The organism is uncultured Bacteroides sp. (genome assembly GCF_902491285.1).
Taxonomy (GTDB): Bacteria; Bacteroidota; Bacteroidia; order Bacteroidales; family Bacteroidaceae; genus Bacteroides.
The window spans coordinates 16123-33082 of the sequence record NZ_CABUHK010000066.1 but is presented as its reverse complement, the minus strand read 5'-3'; the positions used below and the strand labels follow the sequence as shown (position 1 = coordinate 33082).

At 40.0% G+C, this 16960-nt stretch carries 16 protein-coding genes; 8 read left to right on the top strand and 8 right to left on the bottom strand.

Annotation, left to right across the window (positions count from 1 at the left end):
• The first annotated feature begins 216 nt into the window (after positions 1–216).
• The 6 genes from RDN93_RS15985 to RDN93_RS15960 all read left to right on the top strand — a co-directional run bounded on the left by RDN93_RS15985 (position 217) and on the right by RDN93_RS15960 (position 7022).
• On the top strand, positions 217–1032 hold the full coding sequence (locus RDN93_RS15985; protein WP_308746439.1) for an AraC family transcriptional regulator: 816 nt from the start codon (positions 217–219) through the stop codon (positions 1030–1032).
• A 221-nt stretch (positions 1033–1253) separates the two neighbouring features.
• Positions 1254–1784, top strand: a complete 531-nt coding sequence (locus RDN93_RS15980) for a DapH/DapD/GlmU-related protein (protein ID WP_308746441.1) — start codon at positions 1254–1256, stop codon at positions 1782–1784.
• Between the two features lie 3 nt (positions 1785–1787).
• Positions 1788–2942 carry an aldo/keto reductase gene (locus RDN93_RS15975; protein WP_308746438.1) on the top strand — a complete coding sequence of 385 codons (1155 nt, stop codon included), beginning with the start codon at positions 1788–1790 and terminating at the stop codon, positions 2940–2942.
• A gap of 410 nt (positions 2943–3352) precedes the next feature.
• The gene (gene proS / locus RDN93_RS15970; protein WP_308746437.1) at positions 3353–4846 is read left to right on the top strand and encodes a proline--tRNA ligase; all 1494 of its coding nucleotides are present in this window, start codon (positions 3353–3355) and stop codon (positions 4844–4846) included.
• A gap of 177 nt (positions 4847–5023) precedes the next feature.
• Positions 5024–5701, top strand: coding sequence for a response regulator transcription factor (locus RDN93_RS15965; protein WP_308746436.1), 678 nt, complete (start codon positions 5024–5026; stop codon positions 5699–5701).
• A gap of 16 nt (positions 5702–5717) precedes the next feature.
• Complete coding sequence (locus RDN93_RS15960; protein WP_308746435.1) at positions 5718–7022, top strand: HAMP domain-containing sensor histidine kinase; 1305 nt, start codon at positions 5718–5720, stop codon at positions 7020–7022.
• Between the two features lie 72 nt (positions 7023–7094).
• On the opposite strand, the gene RDN93_RS15955 is transcribed toward RDN93_RS15960, so the two are convergent.
• From RDN93_RS15955 to RDN93_RS15945, 3 genes are read right to left on the bottom strand one after another with little or no spacing between them, the layout of a single operon-like run.
• The gene (locus RDN93_RS15955) at positions 7095–8051 is read right to left on the bottom strand and encodes an ABC transporter permease (protein ID WP_308746434.1); all 957 of its coding nucleotides are present in this window, start codon (positions 8049–8051) and stop codon (positions 7095–7097) included.
• Positions 8044–8787: an ABC transporter ATP-binding protein gene (locus RDN93_RS15950; RefSeq protein ID WP_308746433.1), complete on the bottom strand. Its 744-nt coding sequence runs from the start codon at positions 8785–8787 to the stop codon at positions 8044–8046. Before RDN93_RS15950 ends, RDN93_RS15955 begins: the two co-directional genes overlap by 8 nt.
• A 3-nt stretch (positions 8788–8790) precedes the next feature.
• On the bottom strand, positions 8791–9942 hold the full coding sequence (locus RDN93_RS15945; protein ID WP_308746432.1) for an NEW3 domain-containing protein: 1152 nt from the start codon (positions 9940–9942) through the stop codon (positions 8791–8793).
• Between the two features lie 319 nt (positions 9943–10261).
• On the opposite strand from RDN93_RS15945, the gene RDN93_RS15940 reads away from it, so the two are divergent.
• Positions 10262–10699, top strand: coding sequence for a PepSY-like domain-containing protein (locus RDN93_RS15940; RefSeq protein ID WP_308746431.1), 438 nt, complete (start codon positions 10262–10264; stop codon positions 10697–10699).
• 96 nt (positions 10700–10795) lie between these two features.
• On the opposite strand, the gene RDN93_RS15935 is transcribed toward RDN93_RS15940, so the two are convergent.
• The 5 genes from RDN93_RS15935 to RDN93_RS15915 are packed head-to-tail and all read right to left on the bottom strand — an operon-like array spanning position 10796 to position 15809.
• Positions 10796–11695 carry a hypothetical protein gene (locus RDN93_RS15935; protein WP_308746430.1) on the bottom strand — a complete coding sequence of 300 codons (900 nt, stop codon included), beginning with the start codon at positions 11693–11695 and terminating at the stop codon, positions 10796–10798.
• 17 nt (positions 11696–11712) lie between these two features.
• Complete coding sequence (locus RDN93_RS15930) at positions 11713–13179, bottom strand: hypothetical protein (RefSeq protein WP_308746429.1); 1467 nt, start codon at positions 13177–13179, stop codon at positions 11713–11715.
• A gap of 20 nt (positions 13180–13199) precedes the next feature.
• Positions 13200–13769, bottom strand: coding sequence for a hypothetical protein (locus RDN93_RS15925; protein ID WP_308746428.1), 570 nt, complete (start codon positions 13767–13769; stop codon positions 13200–13202).
• A gap of 33 nt (positions 13770–13802) precedes the next feature.
• Positions 13803–15170 (bottom strand): hypothetical protein, encoded by a 1368-nt coding sequence (locus RDN93_RS15920; RefSeq protein WP_308746427.1) that lies wholly within the window; start codon positions 15168–15170, stop codon positions 13803–13805.
• 39 nt (positions 15171–15209) lie between these two features.
• Positions 15210–15809: a hypothetical protein gene (locus RDN93_RS15915; RefSeq protein ID WP_308746426.1), complete on the bottom strand. Its 600-nt coding sequence runs from the start codon at positions 15807–15809 to the stop codon at positions 15210–15212.
• 233 nt (positions 15810–16042) lie between these two features.
• Between RDN93_RS15915 and RDN93_RS15910 the strand changes: the two genes are divergently transcribed.
• Positions 16043–16951 (top strand): caspase family protein, encoded by a 909-nt coding sequence (locus RDN93_RS15910; RefSeq protein ID WP_308746425.1) that lies wholly within the window; start codon positions 16043–16045, stop codon positions 16949–16951.
• Positions 16952–16960: the final 9 nt, after the last annotated feature.

Below are 16960 nucleotides of genomic sequence, written 5' to 3'. Positions count from 1 at the left end.
GGAGTAGTGGATATGAGCTTCTTCCTTTTTAGGCTAGCAAAGGTATATGCATGAACGGAATTAACAAAACTTAATCCCCCAAGAATTACAACTGAGCCGGTTGAACTGATTAAAGTTCAACCAAGAATTCAACAAAAAAAATCCCAAAAATGAGCTTTACAACAAACTACAACACAAAATAAATCTCTATTTTTGCAAAAAATAGAAGTTGATTATATGGAACAACTGAATGTATTCGACTGCTCGAATGTCCTCATAGCAAGTTTTTTCACCGATGACCGAGGCTGCGCTCATGAGAACCGGGAGCACACGCTTATCTATTTATGTTCAGGAGAGCTTAAAATCGAGGAACGCGGTAAAAAAACGATTTTGCATGCGGGTGAGTGCGCATTCATGCGACGGGACAACCGGATGTGGTTACAAAAACATGCCGATGCGGATAATCCCTATCGTTCCATCGTGTTGAAATTTACGAAACCATTTCTGCGGGAGTTCTACCAGACGCTCGACCGGAAAGAAATTCCTGTAGAATCGAAACGTGAAAAAGTGAGCCTGCGTGTATTACCGAATAACCGTCTTGACATCCGCAGCTTGTTTGAGTCGGTCATCCCCTATTTCGATGCGGGTGTGAAACCATCCGATAACGTATTGAAGCTCAAAATGATCGAGGGAGCTTATGTGTTACTTAATACGGACAAGAATCTTTATGCCTCGCTGTTCGATTTCGTCGATCCGTGGAAAATAGATATCATCGACTATCTGAACGATAATTACATGTACGACCTGTCAATGGAGGAAATCGCAAGTTATACGGGACGCAGTCTGGCGACATTCAAGCGCGATTTCGCCAAAGTAAGCGACTTGACGCCGCAGAAATGGATCATCAAACGCCGGTTAGAAGTTGCACACGAGTTGATAAAGTTTGGTAAGAAGCGGGTAACGGAAGCCTGTTTCGATGTCGGATTCAAGAATCTTTCCCACTTCTCGAAAATTTATAAGGAGACATACGGTTATGCCCCCAGCATGATTTGAGCCAAAAGAAAATCAGAATGAACTTCACGACAAAGTTATATGAGCCTCGCAGCAAAATGGTTGCGAGGCTTTCTTTTTACCTTTGCATCAGAATATTAAAAACAAAAAAAGTTATGAATGATTCGAATAAGCGAGTAGAGAGAAAACGGGGTTTCTCAACTGAGTGCGAAAATCAAAAGGCAACGCCCAATGATATTTTTGCAAAGGATTTGAACGGCGAAATGGTGTCGCCTAATGATGCAGGCTACGAAGAACTGATTGCTGACATCTTCGCTACAATGAAGACGGCAACGGAGATGAACACAGGTTACCGCACACCCGAAGAAGTACACGAGTACATGGGGCGCATTCTCGATAAACCGCTCGATAAAAGTTCCACCGTATTGCCGCCGCTCTACATCGACTACGGCAAGCCCGTGACCATTGGCAAGAGATGCTTCATCCAGCAGTGTTGTACGTTCTTCGGACGCGGTGGTATTACTATCGGTAACGATGTATTCATCGGGCCGAAAGTAAACCTGATAACTATTAATCATGACGTAAATCCCGACAACCGGAGTGCCACTTACGGACGTCCTATCGTCATTGAGGACAAAGTGTGGATCGGTATCAATTCCACAATATTGCCAGGTGTGAGGATCGGTTATGGAGCTATTGTCGGCGCCAGCAGCGTGGTGACGAAAGATGTTCCTGCTATGACCATCGTAGCGGGCAATCCAGCGAGAATCGTTAAAACAATCGAAAATAAATAAACTATGGAAGAAAAAAAAGGAATCAGCCGTCGCGTTTTTTTTAAAACTGCGGTCGCAGCAGGAGCGGCACTGGCCATTCAGCCCACAATAGACAAGGTAAAAGCCGCTAATGTAGCACTCAACGAAAAAAGCACATTGTTCATGAAAAAAGGCGGCATACCATACCACACGCTCGGCACGGGCAAAGCAGCCTTTGAAGTGTCCGCCCTCGGCTTTGGCGTAATGGGCATGACTTACAACCGCAGCCAGCATCCGGACAAGAAACAATGTATCCGCCTGCTGCATGAGGCTGTAGAACGCGGCGTAACGCTTTTCGATACGGCCATTATCTACGGGCCGCTGACCAACGAAAATCTGGCAGGCGAAGCTCTCGCCGAGTTCAAAGGCAAAATTAACGTGACGACCAAATTCGGACACGAAGTAATCAACGGCAAGGGCACCGGACGTCAAGACAGCCGCTCTGCTACGATTCGCAAGTATTGCGAGGATTCGCTCCGTCGCCTGCGCCTTGAAACGTTACCGATGTTCTACCAGCATCGTGCCGACCCGAATGTGCCTGCCGAGGAGGTTGCACAAACTATCACCGACCTAATGAAAGAGGGCAAAGTGCAACACTGGGGCATGTGCGAGGTCAGTGTCGATACCATCCGCCGAGCACACTCTGTATGCCCGTTGACGGCCATACAGAGTGAATATCACCTGATGCACCGCGATGTGGAGACGAACGGTGTGCTGGATGTCTGCCGCGAGCTGGGTATCGGTTTCGTTCCTTACAGTCCGATCAACCGGGGATTTTTGAGCGGTTGTATCAACGAGTACACGGTTTTCGACCCGACGAATGACAACCGCCAGACTTTGCCTCGTTTCCAACCGGAAGCGATACGAGCCAATATGCGCATCGTGAACGTGCTGCAACAGTTCGGACGTACACGCGGCATGACCTCTACACAAGTAGCACTCGGCTGGTTGTTGCAGAAAGCCCCATGGATAGTTCCCATTCCCGGTACTACCAAGCTGTCGCATTTGGAAGAAAATCTCCGCACATTCGATTTCAACGTTTCACCCGAAGAGTGGCGCGAACTCGAAACGGCCATAGCTACCATTCCCGTTGTGGGCGACCGCTACAACGCCGAACAGCAACGACAGGTGGGACGCTAATGCTCCATGTTCAAAGGCATAAAAAAAGCCAACTGCAATCCCTATAAGTTGAAATTGGATAGCATAGAAATTTACCTTTACATCAAAGAAATAACTAAAAAATATCAGATATGAAAACAAAAATGTTGCTTCTGTTCGCATGGCTGCTTTGACAATACGTATTATTCTAAGCGAGAATGTTAAAACAGCTTCCCGACAGGTTAGTCTTTATATACTTATGAAGTCTAATTCATAATGACAGAGATAGCACTTAATAAAAATACTACCTTTTAATGAGATTTATTTAAAAGACAGTAAACAACAAATGAAACGACCTGCGAAAATAATGCATGAAGAATAGGGCAGTTCGTGCATTTTTCGTATTTTTGCACCCTGTTTTGACATTTACGAAAACTTTAAATAAAAATATAATGGCAAAAGAACTGAAAGACCTTACCAAACGCAGCGAGAACTACTCGCAATGGTATAACGATTTGGTGGTAAAAGCTGATTTGGCAGAACAGTCTGCCGTACGCGGATGTATGGTGATTAAGCCTTACGGATACGCAATTTGGGAGAAAATGCAGCGTCAACTGGACGATATGTTTAAAGAGACAGGACACGTAAATGCATATTTTCCGTTATTAATCCCAAAATCATTCCTGAGCCGTGAAGCTGAACATGTGGAAGGCTTTGCTAAAGAATGTGCCGTAGTGACACATTATCGTTTGAAAAATGCAGAAGACGGTTCGGGCGTAGTAGTAGACCCTTCTGCTAAATTGGAAGAGGAATTGATTATTCGTCCGACCTCAGAGACAATTATCTGGAATACATACAAAAACTGGATTCAGTCCTATCGTGACCTGCCCATCCTTTGTAACCAATGGGCAAACGTTTTCCGTTGGGAAATGCGTACCCGTTTGTTCTTGCGTACCGCTGAGTTCTTGTGGCAGGAAGGACATACCGCCCATGCTACTCGCGAAGAAGCTGAAGAAGAAACTGTCAGAATGTTGAATGTATATGCTGATTTCGCAGAAAAATACATGGCTATTCCCGTAGTGAAAGGTGTCAAATCTGCTAATGAACGTTTTGCCGGCGCACTTGACACTTACACCATCGAAGCTATGATGCAGGATGGAAAAGCATTGCAAAGCGGTACTTCCCACTTCTTGGGACAGAACTTTGCAAAAGCTTTCGATGTTCAGTTTGTTAATAAAGAAAACAAGTTGGAGTATGTTTGGGCTACTTCATGGGGTGTTTCCACTCGTTTGATGGGCGCATTGATTATGACTCACTCTGACGATAACGGTTTGGTACTGCCGCCACATTTGGCTCCGATTCAGGTAGTTATCGTTCCTATCTACAAGAACGATGAACAACTGAAACAAATCGACGCCAAAGTAGAAGGGATTGTTGCCAAGTTAAAAGCATTGGGTATTTCAGTGAAATATGACAATGCAGATAACAAACGCCCGGGTTTCAAATTTGCAGATTATGAGTTGAAGGGTGTACCTGTTCGTTTGGTAATGGGTGGACGTGACCTCGAAAATAACACTATGGAAGTAATGCGCCGCGATACACTGGAAAAAGAAACGATTACTTGCGACGGTATCGAGACATATGTTCAGAACCTGCTTGAAGAAATGCAGGCAAATATCTACAAGAAGGCACTAGACTATCGCAACTCTAAGATTACGGCAGTAGATACCTACGATGAATTTAAAGAAAAAATCGAAGAAGGTGGCTTTATTCTTGCTCACTGGGACGGAACTACTGAAACGGAAGAAAAGATTAAAGAAGAGACAAAAGCTACTATCCGTTGTATCCCGTTCGACTCATTTGTTCCGGGCGACAAAGAACCGGGCAAATGTATGGTTACAGGTAAACCGTCTGCTTGCCGTGTGATATTTGCACGTTCATATTAAAATCTGCAGCGATTAAATTGCTGAAAGAAAAGTCTATCATTCGATATAAGATAATGATTTCTCATAAGAGAGTCCGAAATTCAATCATAAATTTCGGACTCTTTTTTCATCCATTTCAGTTTTTTTTCAGAAATATCCCTTTTCTTTGTATCATGTAAAAAGAAAGGAGAAGATTTTATGAAGATATTAATTGTAGAAGACGAACCCTCTTTAAGAGAACTTATCCAGCGTTCACTGGAGAAAGAACGTTATGTCGTAGAGACAGCAAGTGACTTCCACTCAGCTTTGCGCAAGGTTGAAGATTATAACTATGATTGTATCTTACTGGATATTATGTTACCGGACGGAAGCGGGCTTGATCTTCTCGAACGGCTGAAAGCCTTGCATAAACGGGAGAACGTGATTATCATTTCTGCCAAAGACTCTTTGGAAGACAAAGTTCTGGGATTAGAATTGGGTGCGGATGATTATCTGCCGAAACCTTTTCATCTTGCCGAACTAAACGCCCGGATAAAAAGTGTAATCCGCCGTAACCAACATGATGGAGAAATTGATATCCGCCAGGGAAATGTACGGATAGAACCGGATAAATACCGTGTTTTTGTCAATGACAGGGAATTGGAATTGAATAGAAAGGAATATGATATCTTGCTATATTTCATAAACCGTCCCGGGCGCCTGGTTAATAAAAACACATTGGCAGAATCTGTGTGGGGGGATCATATTGATCAAGTAGATAACTTCGACTTCATATATGCCCAGATCAAGAATCTACGCAAAAAGTTAAAAGATTCAGGCGCAAGCCTTGAAATAAAAGCCGTCTATGGATTCGGATATAAATTGATTATTGAATAAAAAGAGGCTATCGTTCATGAAACTGATATATTACATCATTCTTCGCATCACGTTAGCTCTAACACTTATTCTGACAGTCTGGGCGGTATTCTTTTATGTCACGATGATTGATGAGGTTAATGATGAAGTAGATGATTCGCTCGAAGACTACTCGGAGACAATCATCATCCGGGCATTGGCAGGAGAGGAGTTGCCTTCCGAAAACAATGGTTCAAATAATCAGTACTATCTGACCGAAGTAAGTAAAGAATATGCGGAAAATCATGATGATATCCAGTATAGGGACTCTATGGTCTATATCGTAGAAAAGGGAGAAACAGAACCTGCACGTATCCTGACGACCATCTTTAAGAATGACGAAGGACGCTATTATGAGTTAACGGTATCTACTCCCAGCATCGAAAAGGACGATTTGAGAGACGCTATCCAAGTATGGGTTATCTTCTTGTACCTAGCCTTGTTACTCTGTATCATCACTATATCTGTATGGGTATTCTACCGGAATATGCGTCCATTGTACATACTCCTTCATTGGATGGACAGTTATCAGACGGGAAAGAAAAACGAACCATTGAAGAATAACACCCGAATCACGGAATTCAGGAAACTGAACGATGCAGCTACCCGATATACCGGACGCATGGAGCAAATATTCGAACAACAGAAACAATTTATCGGAAACGCCTCGCATGAGATACAAACACCGCTGGCTATCTGCCGTAATCGGTTGGAAATGTTAATGGAAGACGATTCATTATCAGAAAACCAACTTGAGGAATTGATGAAAACGCATCAGACATTGGAGTATATTACCAAACTGAATAAGTCTTTATTATTACTCACCAAAATAGACAACGGGCAGTTTACCGATACGAAATCTTTGGATTTGAATATGCTTCTCAAGCAATATTTGGAAGATTACAGAGAGGTTTATGATTATCGCAATATAGAGGTAAAGGTTATAGAACAAGATACTTTTCATGTCACAATGAATGAGTCTTTGGCTGTCGCCCTATTGACGAATCTTCTGAAAAATGCATTTGTTCATAATATTGACAAAGGACATATCCGTATCATTATCACTCAAAACGGTATCACCTTCCGGAATACCGGCGTAGGATACTCCTTGGATAAGGAACATATTTTCGAGCGTTTCTATCAAGGCAATAAAAAAGAAGGATCGACCGGACTGGGACTGGCAATAGCTGATTCAATCTGCCGATTGCAACATCTGAATATAGGTTATTATTTCGAGCAGGGTGAACATTGTTTTGAAATTTCTTTACCACAGAGGACACAGAGTACACGAAAGGAAGAATAAGAATGAGCATTTCTGTTGTCGAATGCTTAAACTATTTCCCTATATCTTCCGTGTCCTCTGTGGTGTAAGTTTCTATCGGGATCGAATTTCTCTCCTCATAAACATGATATAAGAGATAGCAAAACAGATGACGGTTGCCGCAATTAACCCCGTAAGTTGCGGCCATACTACCAAAAGGCTTTGCCCTAATGGAAGTGGGCTCGGAATCGCTCCCTGTACCTGCTCCATTGTAAGTGGTCCAAGACTTCTGACGGAAGGCATTAACAGCGTTGTAGTGGCCTCATTAAACAATTCACTGGGTGCCAGACGCATTAATCCGAGAATGAATTTTTGGTAACTGATAATCTGATGGGGCGATGCCATCTGTGAAGGGCTCAATCCCTTTGCTACCAGATTCACAATCATTGTGTAGAATACGCTGAAAAACAGCCATACTGCTACGGACGACAATGCCGATGTAGCTGCCTGACGGAAACGCAACGAGAACAAGATTGCCAGATTCAGCCAAAAGGCTACATAGAAAATACTCGTTATAATGAAGAATACAATCCGCCAAAACTCTTCCGCCGTAGGAGGAATACCAATAGCAATCAGACCGAATCCCATCACTAGGAAACCAAGTACGAACAACATGACACCTATCACTATCAAAGCAGCCATAAACTTCGCATTAATAATGCAGTCGCGATGAATAGGCTGGGACAGCATACGGCTCAATGTTCCCTTATTTTGCTCTGAGTTGACAGCGTCAAATCCTAAAGCAATACCCAACAAAGGCCCGAGGAAGTTGATAAACAGTACAAAAGAGGGGAGAGTCCCGTCCGAAGCCGTAAACAATTTCAAAAAAAGGAACGAACCGTCCGGGTCATTCGGTTTGATTGCCGCACCGATATTAGTCAGGGCAGTATATAGCGACCCCATACAAGTCAGCGCGATGATACCAATCAAAATAATAAAGCGCCAACTCTTGATGTGGTCGGATATTTCCTTATTGACGATAACCCAGAAAGGATGATTGGTCTTATTCATGTCGTTCACCCCCTTTCTCAAAATAATGATTATAGATGTCAGACAATTCCTGTTTCTTATCTTTCAGTTCTGCCATATCAATCAGCGAGAGTAGTTTCCCCCTACTGAATAAACCCACGCGGTCGCATACTTTCTGCACCTGGTCCAAATGATGGGAAGAAAAGAGAACAGTCAATCCTTTCTCCTTGCTTAACCAACGGATCAGTTCGATAAATTCCTGAACACCAGCAGGGTCAATACCCGAAGTCGGCTCATCCAAAATAATAATTTCCGGATTCTTGATAAGCACATCCGCCAATCCCAGCCGTTGCCTCATACCACGCGAATACTTTCCTGCTTTCTTTTTCAGTTGCTCTTCAAGTCCTATACGCTTCATCAACTCCAGAGCTTTCTCTTTCGCTTCCTTATCAGGAATACCATTTAATCGTGCCGTGTATATCAGATTCTCCAACCCCGTCATATCATCATAGAATCCTACATCTTCGGGCAAATAGCCGATTTTCCTTTTTACTTCAATAGGATGTGTGGTCGAATTAATACCACAGATTTCTACAGAACCCGATGTCGGCTCTGTCAATCCCAGCATCATTAAAATGGTAGTCGACTTCCCGGCTCCATTAGGACCCAGCAATCCGAAGATTTCTCCTTTTTGGATATCCAGGCGAATATGATCTACAGCAGTAAAATTACCGTATTGTTTCGTCAAATCGGTAAGTACGATCACTTGTTCGCCCATGTTTTACCTCCTTCCATATTTACGGAACAGATAGTAAACCACACCGATAGCGGCGGCAATAATCAAAACGCCTACCCAGCCCCATATCATCGGAGTTTTTACTGCGATTCTGAACTGCGCGTCAGCGTTTACTTCAGGAGTTTTTGCCATCATGGTCGTCACATAGTCACCTGGAAGCGCCTTTTTAGAGGCTTTTAATGTAGCGGTGACTGTTGATGTCTCACCCGCTTTCAACGCGTCAATCTTGGCAGGCTCGAAAGTAACTTCCCAATCTGCCGGCTTATTGGCAGATAACTGAACATCTTTCAGCAACGAAGAACCAGTGTTTTTTACTTCCAACTCTATCCGTTTTACATCTCCGGCAGTAACATCGGCACTCAATAATCCTCTCGAAGTGGTTAATTCCATCTGATAAGAACCGGTGACAACAACTTCCAGTTCCAGTTCAGCCGAAGTAGTTCCCGTAGCGGCACGCACTGGTATTTTATAGCTTCCGGCTTCCACATTGGCAGGCGGAGTGATATCTACACTTACATTCTGGCTACTATTAGGTTCCACCTGTGCGGAGGTAGCTTGCTTGTAATTAGGTTTAAAAACGACATTCCAGCCTCTTGGCGCATTCGCCATCAAGGCATATAGCTGTTGGTCGGCAGTCTGATTCTTTAAAGTGGTGCTAAATGTGAATGTTGACTTGGAATTGCCTTCCATATTAGGCTGGTCGGTAGTAAATTCTGTCTGGTAAGTACCTTTTTGGGCAACTATGACATCCAGGGGAAGTTTTGCATTTCCGGCATACACTACAAAGTGATAGTTACCTTTATTTACCTTCAATGGGACTTCGACTTTCAGATTAAAAGTCTTTTTCTCTTTTGGAAGTACGGATAATTGGCTGAGATTCCATCCGCCGGATTTCATTTCATGTTTCCAGCTACTGCCCAATCCACTGACAGAAAGGTTTGCATTTGTCAATTCATCCGTATTGTTGATGAGATCAATACTGTAATCAATTGACGCTCCCGGTGATACGGAAATTTTCGTGTAAGGTGTGTACAAAATCACGCTTTTAGGAATTGAATCATTTGCGCGTGTGTAATTCATGGGAATCAGTCCCAATAGAATAGCTACTAATAAAATACAATTTGTTCTCATAGTCATACAAAAGTTCTTATGGTTGTTTAATATGAATACTGTCAAATTTGTGCTTGCAAAAATAAGATATGGGTCTATTACTTGTTTTAAAAGAATCCTAAAATTTCTAATTCGATGGCGAAATTATAGTGACGCTATCCTCGTGGGATAGTGACGGTATCTTATAGATATAGTGACGCCATACCGTCCTCATAGCGTCACTATATTTTCATACGAATTATTTTTTCGAAAATTCTCAAAATTCCCAAATCTTTTCAGATTCTCCCCTCATCTTTGCAGTATAAATTGAATGATAATAGTAAAACCAATTAAAAAAACAACAATTATGAAAAAGTTAGTATTCTTACTAGTGTGCTTATTTACTTTGCAAACAGTAGCGTATGCAGATGACGACAAACCAATTCAGGTTTCTCAAATGCCACAACCGGCACAACAGTTCATTAAGCAACATTTCGCTGACAGTAAAGTAGCCTTGGCAAAGATGGAAAGTGATTTCTTCTATAAAAGTTATGAGGTGATTTTCACGAATGGTAATAAAGTGGAATTTGACAAGAAGGGAAATTGGGAAGAGGTGAATTGCAAATTTACTTCTGTACCCGCAGCCATCATTCCCGCAGCCATCCAAAAATATGTGACAACTAATTATCCTGATGTTAAAGTGTTAAAAATAGAGCGCGATAAAAAGGAGTATGAAGTGAAACTCTCCAACCGCGTGGAATTAAAGTTCGATCTGAAATTCAACTTGATTGATATTGATAACTAAAACTCTAAAGAATTAAAATATCATGTACAATAAAACGATGACATGATTCCTGGCGGATGATGTCATCGTTTATTTACCTTATTTATATATTATAGTTTAACTCTCTTCAAGTTCGACTTCTGCTCTTCCAGATTTCATTTCCATACCCAATAAAATCTGGTTCCAACCTTGAAATACAAACCATAAAGAGACTAATGAGAGTATTTTTTCGACCATTCCTAAGCCAGGAATAAAACCAATAACAGTAGCAATTAAAAGAATAATCATACTTGTACGTAACTTTCCTGCACCCATCTGTCCTTCGTTACCGATAGCATTTGAGCTTTTTAATAGTCCATATCCCATAAATTCAAATACAAAAGCCAATATAGCAAGGATACCGCCTATGATACCACCAATTAATGGAATCCATCCGATTACTACTCCTACTAATCCCAATATGACGGCAATTTTCAATTTAGATACTCCTTGCTCGCCAATAGAATCTAAAGCTGTTCTAATTCGTCCGAGCCCCATCCAGTAGATAATTAAGCCGATTAGAGCTGCTACGCCTGTTATCATAGTGTCACCAATACCATTATATACATGTAACAAGATTGCCAGCAATATAAAATAAGCTCCTTGCGATCCTCTGTTTTTCCATTCTACACCTAAGCTGTTCTTGCAAAGGTAAATTGCAACAAGCAAAGCTATAAGTGAAATATAATCCAACCATGAAGGTACTCCCGGAATCATAGCCAATAGGATAAGAGCCATACCGCTTATGGCAGTAGCTAAAAACGGAATAGGGAGTTGTTGGGATTTTGATTGTGCTTCTTTGTAGAAATAATAAAAAGCCATACCTCCCCCAACAAGTCCAAGTACTTTACAACAGAACTTGGGAATATCAAAATTAAAGCCGAAAAGTGCACTGAGTAAATTAAATTCCGGTAACACTGTCAGTAACAACAGCAGCATGCAAAATTGTAGCTGCAAGAATTTATTAATACGTTTCATGTCTATATATTTTTATATTATCGTTTATATTCTATTTCCACTCGTAAAAGTCCCACGCATCCTATGATACCATTCTGCAAATAACAGTCATTTATGTCGGGACATTCACTTTCTGATTTTATCATCTTCGCTTGAGTAACCTTATATTCTGTTTTTTGAGGATTATATACCAAAACTGCCGTATAAACATTCCCCGTTCTGCCACACTTGTATTTTATTCTGATATTTTTCTTATCAACACCGTATATGTCAGGATGAGCTTCCAAAATAATATCTTCATCCGTGCGCCTTCCCATATTAAAGGAAGTAAATACCATTCCATAACATAATACTCCTTCACCTTCTCTGTTATTATAGTGTCCCTTCTGATAAAAGTCTAAAGGGAAATTTTTCACTTCTTTTCCTGTTGAACACATGGGAATAAAATGCGGCAACGGCGGCATACAATATATCGATACCGGAGTAGGTGCCGGACGTCCCATTACATTTTTTGCCGAAGTTGCCGAAGTCGGAAAAAATAGTATATTTTTCAGATAACCAGCTACAACGGAATAATGAATATCAGATACATCTGTATTTAAAGAACGAGTGTATAGTCCATACATAGCATCTCCTATTTTCTGAACAGCAACTACACCTTCCTCTATGAAAGTCGGTCCATCCATTCTAATAAGACCATAGTATTTATGTCCATAATAGCTAATACTTTTAGCAGCAGAATTCAATTTGATGGAAATAACGCTTCCATCGGCAAGTTTTCCTACCCATATACCTTTAATATAACCCGAATTCGTTGCCGGAACTTTTATAGTTGGCGGAACGGAAGGTTTATACTTCCGTAATACTTCAGGTACATTATCGGGTATTTGAGAAGATGGCTTGGAAGAATTAGAAGCCTCAAGGGGATTAGAGGAATTACCGGATTCTTCCTCCTTTTGAGGACGAGGTTTGCGAGTGAGATATGGCTGCTTATCAGCTAACGAAGTCCTCTCTTTATTGAGGGCAAACAGTAAACTGTCAGGACCTATCGACTTACTAAATGAACCTAATCCAATAAACAACAACGTAGAATCAGTAGGAGCATATAAAGTACATTTTCCTTTTTGTCCCATTTCGTTTTCCCAATCCAATGTCCAACAGTTATCACCTTCAGAAGGATTACTTAATTTACAAATCTCAGTATTGACAAGTAACATTCTATTCTGAAATTTTACAAACCCTGTAGCCTTTTGCCCTTTGAAATGAGTAGAAGGCTTTTTTTGAAAATTATCAGGAAGAAGCATGAACTTATGATTCTGCCCTTTCACAAATTGTTGTGAAAAGTCTGGTACTAAAAGTTCATCAAGATTAATCTCAAGATATCCCAAGCGAGTCATTCCTGACACTTTATCTTTCCCTTCATAGACCCCTATGGGAGAAATACCTTGCGCTTGTACTTTCATCATAGTAAGTATTACCAGAGATAGAAAGAATATTTTCTTCATATCATTCAGTTTTTTATTTTTCACTTTTTCTCTTTAGGAGCTTTCCAAGACGGCCATTTTGCTTGCCATACCCCATCAATCTTTTCTACTCTCTCCTCCATTTTTTTGTCACATACATCACCGGGCTTTATACCTTTTAGAATTTCTCCAAAAGGAGTAACTTTGTCATATACAGTAGAATAACTACATTTCCCTTTGCCATATTCTTCCATAAATTCCTTTTCTAAAATTTCTCCTACTTTGCAAGTGTATAAAGTTACTATATACACGTTGTCATCTGTTTTATCTGCATACTTTAATCCTTCTTCCGTCATCTTTACATCCACCTCATGGATTGAACCTTGGTTTTCTAAAACAGTATATGTTATAAGTCCTTCATTCTGTAATTGCCCCAATAGTTCAATTGTAATCTTACCAAAACCCGCATCTATGACATTCTCATCAAAAACAAATTTCCCGGTAGGGAAAAGCTGGTGTGTGCTTACATTGACATATTCATTTAAACTTTCTCGCAGCTTCGTGTCCGAACTACAACTGACAGTAAGAAAAACTGCTAATAGCAGCATCGCATTACATAAAATCTTTTTCATTGTTTTTCTTTTTAATATTATTAATTTATGTCTTTAAAATTCCCTGGTATAGTTGTCACTCTTTTCTTTTTTATCATAAACCAATACAACAGGGTTGGAACCACCGTTGGTTATTTTAAAACATTCCTCTGAATGTTCAAGAACCTTATATTCAAACGGCTTGGATTCTTGTGATGTTTCACCATCATTATAGAAGAATTGCATTGTAACGATTGAACCATCTTCATTTACTTTATACGTACCCGTTGAATGGAAATCAATATAATCAATTAGAGTACCGTCCTTTTTAAACACAATTTCAATTTTGTTCTGTGGGTCGGATTCAGCATAGTAGTCCCATATACCTACCATATCTTCTGCAGAAAACTTAGACTCTTCTTCTCCGTAATAGCTATACTTACGAGACACTACTTCTTGTTTTCTTTCCTTATATTTTGTCTCGCGTGAAGTCCAGTTACCATGTTTATCGTACGTATACACATAAGTCGTAATTGCTGGAGCCCCGGGTTCCTGCTCTTTTCCATCTCTATATCCATACGTGAGGCACGACATTTCTACAACATTATCTTGTTCGTCGTACTTGTATGTATAAGATTGCTTTTGGCTGATTTCATTTTCTTTTTTTCCGCTATTATACCGATAAGTGATATTATTGCGCTCCAACACACGGCTATCATTATCGTATTTATACTCTTCAACATAATTAAGCATGCCATCTTTTGTTCCCGGATCATCTTTCCTTTCCCGATAATATATCTCATGTTTTGTTATATTTCCACGATTATCGTATTCATAGCCTGTTTTACAAGTTTCGTACACTTTATCCATTGAATAACCAATAAGTTTTGTAATATTTCCTGCCCCATCACATTCATACTCCGCACGATTTTGCTCATTTTGGTCTGTCCAGCTTTTAGTGAGTAAACCATCTTTGTCATAAGCATAATATTTTATACTGCTAAGTTTACTTTCCGGATAAGCGGCAGCATATTTTTGCTCTTCTACAAGTACCCCATCTTTGTAGATCTGTTTACTCTGTAAATCACCGGATATGTTGCTAAAGAAACTAATGCAAGAAAGTTTGCCATCAGCATCATACTCATACCGTTCTGTTATTATAGTTTTATTGGTCGGCCAACTTGAAATTTGTCCCTTCTCTTTAAAGTAGCCTTTTTCATTAAAAGTATAAAGCAAAGAAATATCAGAAGGTGATTTCTTTACTACCATTTTTTTTACCTGACCTTTCAACTCCATTGTTACCCAGTCATTACCTTTTTCCTTTTTAATCATTCCTCCACCACAAGAAGTAATTAATAAGGTTCCACACGCAACTCCCAAAAGAAGCCTTGCTTTCTTAAAACAGATTCTGTTCTTAATAGACAGTTCGTTCAATGTTTTCATTATTATTATTTTTTAGTGCAACATTTAGTTTATTGCTCATCATATATCATTGCTCATGTCAAAGATCTCCTTCAGTTTTTCATTTTCCACTTTTATTAATAAGCGATCAATTCCAATCTGATGCTTTTCCCCTCGTTTTCCCGTGATACAATATATTTCCATCAATACTTCGGGAACAACCATTGAAAGGCTTCGACGAATAATGGAGCATGTCTCGTAGATTCTATTATTGACAGGTTCCACCAAATTTTCAAGACTGCGCCTTATCTTACTGGCTTCCGTATTTTTCTCCAGCGCTACAATTTGATATATTTCATACAACTCATGCATATAGTTGTACATACTTTTAAATTCAACACCTTCTTTATGTATTAAGAAAAAAAGGAATACTGTTTTCGGTAGATATGGCATTTTCACTTCCATAGGAGAGTAATCAGGCAAAAATATGCGACCGTTCTTGTCTATAATAATCCGGCTCATTTCTTCCTTATCATTGTTTGTTTCATTATTAATCTCTTTTTGTATAACTGAACCTAAAATCTTCAAAATATCCTCATCTGTTGAAAAATCATTGTTTTCCAATAGCTCCAATAAAATTCTTTTTGCTGTATGATAAGATATACTTAGTTTATCATTCATGTTTTATGTACTTATGTTGGACAAAAATAAGTTAAATAACAGTTGTTCGCTATCCGGCACAAGGTTGTTGGCGAAAATCAATGAACCTTGTTTTGGAACATCGTCACAACTATTAATTACGCACCCCGTCAAAACAAGGTTTGTTCTTTTCTCTTTATACAAGAAAAAGGGAAAAGGTAACAGGCAGGAATTAAAAAAAATAGTCTATTTTTGCATAGATATTGCAAAAAAACATGAAATATAGACTGCTTTTATATTGTTTGACTATATCTGCCTTCGCATTGGCACAAACAAACAGAGCATTGATAATAAGTATAGGAACATATCCGATTATCAGTGGTTGGGAAAAAATACACGCTGGCAATGACATGAAGTTAGTGACTGAACTGCTATCGAATAATCAATATCAATCCCATAATATTAAAGTATTATCAGACGCACAAGCTACCAAGAAAGCTGTAACCGCTGCTTTTCAACAATGCTGGGAGCAGACTGCTTACGGCGACTTTATTTATTTGCACTTTTCTTGCCATGGACAACAAATGATGGATGATAACGGAGATGAAGAAGATGGATTAGACGAATCACTCGTTTTATATGATGCCGGTTATTGGTATATTCCGGGAAAATATGAAGGAGAGAATCACCTGCGAGACGACGAATTGGGTATGTGGATAAACAAACTAAGAAAAAAAGCAGGCAGCAAAGGACAGGTAACAGTTGTACTGGATGCCTGCCACAGCGGAACGGGGAACCGTGACAACGGAGTAAATGATTATATCCGTGGAGCATCCGCAATTTTTGCCCCCGAAGGATATATCCCCAAGCCCGGCATTCATCAGGAATTGAGCCTGAAACTAAAACCGGTTAAAGATCTTTCTCCCGCTTTTGTTTTTAGTGCTTGTCTGGCAAATGAAATAAATTACGAATATTATAGCCAAACAAAAAAGCAGTTTTACGGTATGCTGACATATGCTTTCTATACCTTACTCCATTCTTCCGAAAACTTTAATTCTGTTGCAAGATTTATGGAAGCGTTACAAAAGGAAATGAATCAACTGACCGGATTCCGTAAAAGCAGAAAACAAACCATATATATGGAGTGTAGCGATGAAAATATTCCGTTTCAAATATACCGATAAAATAGAAGG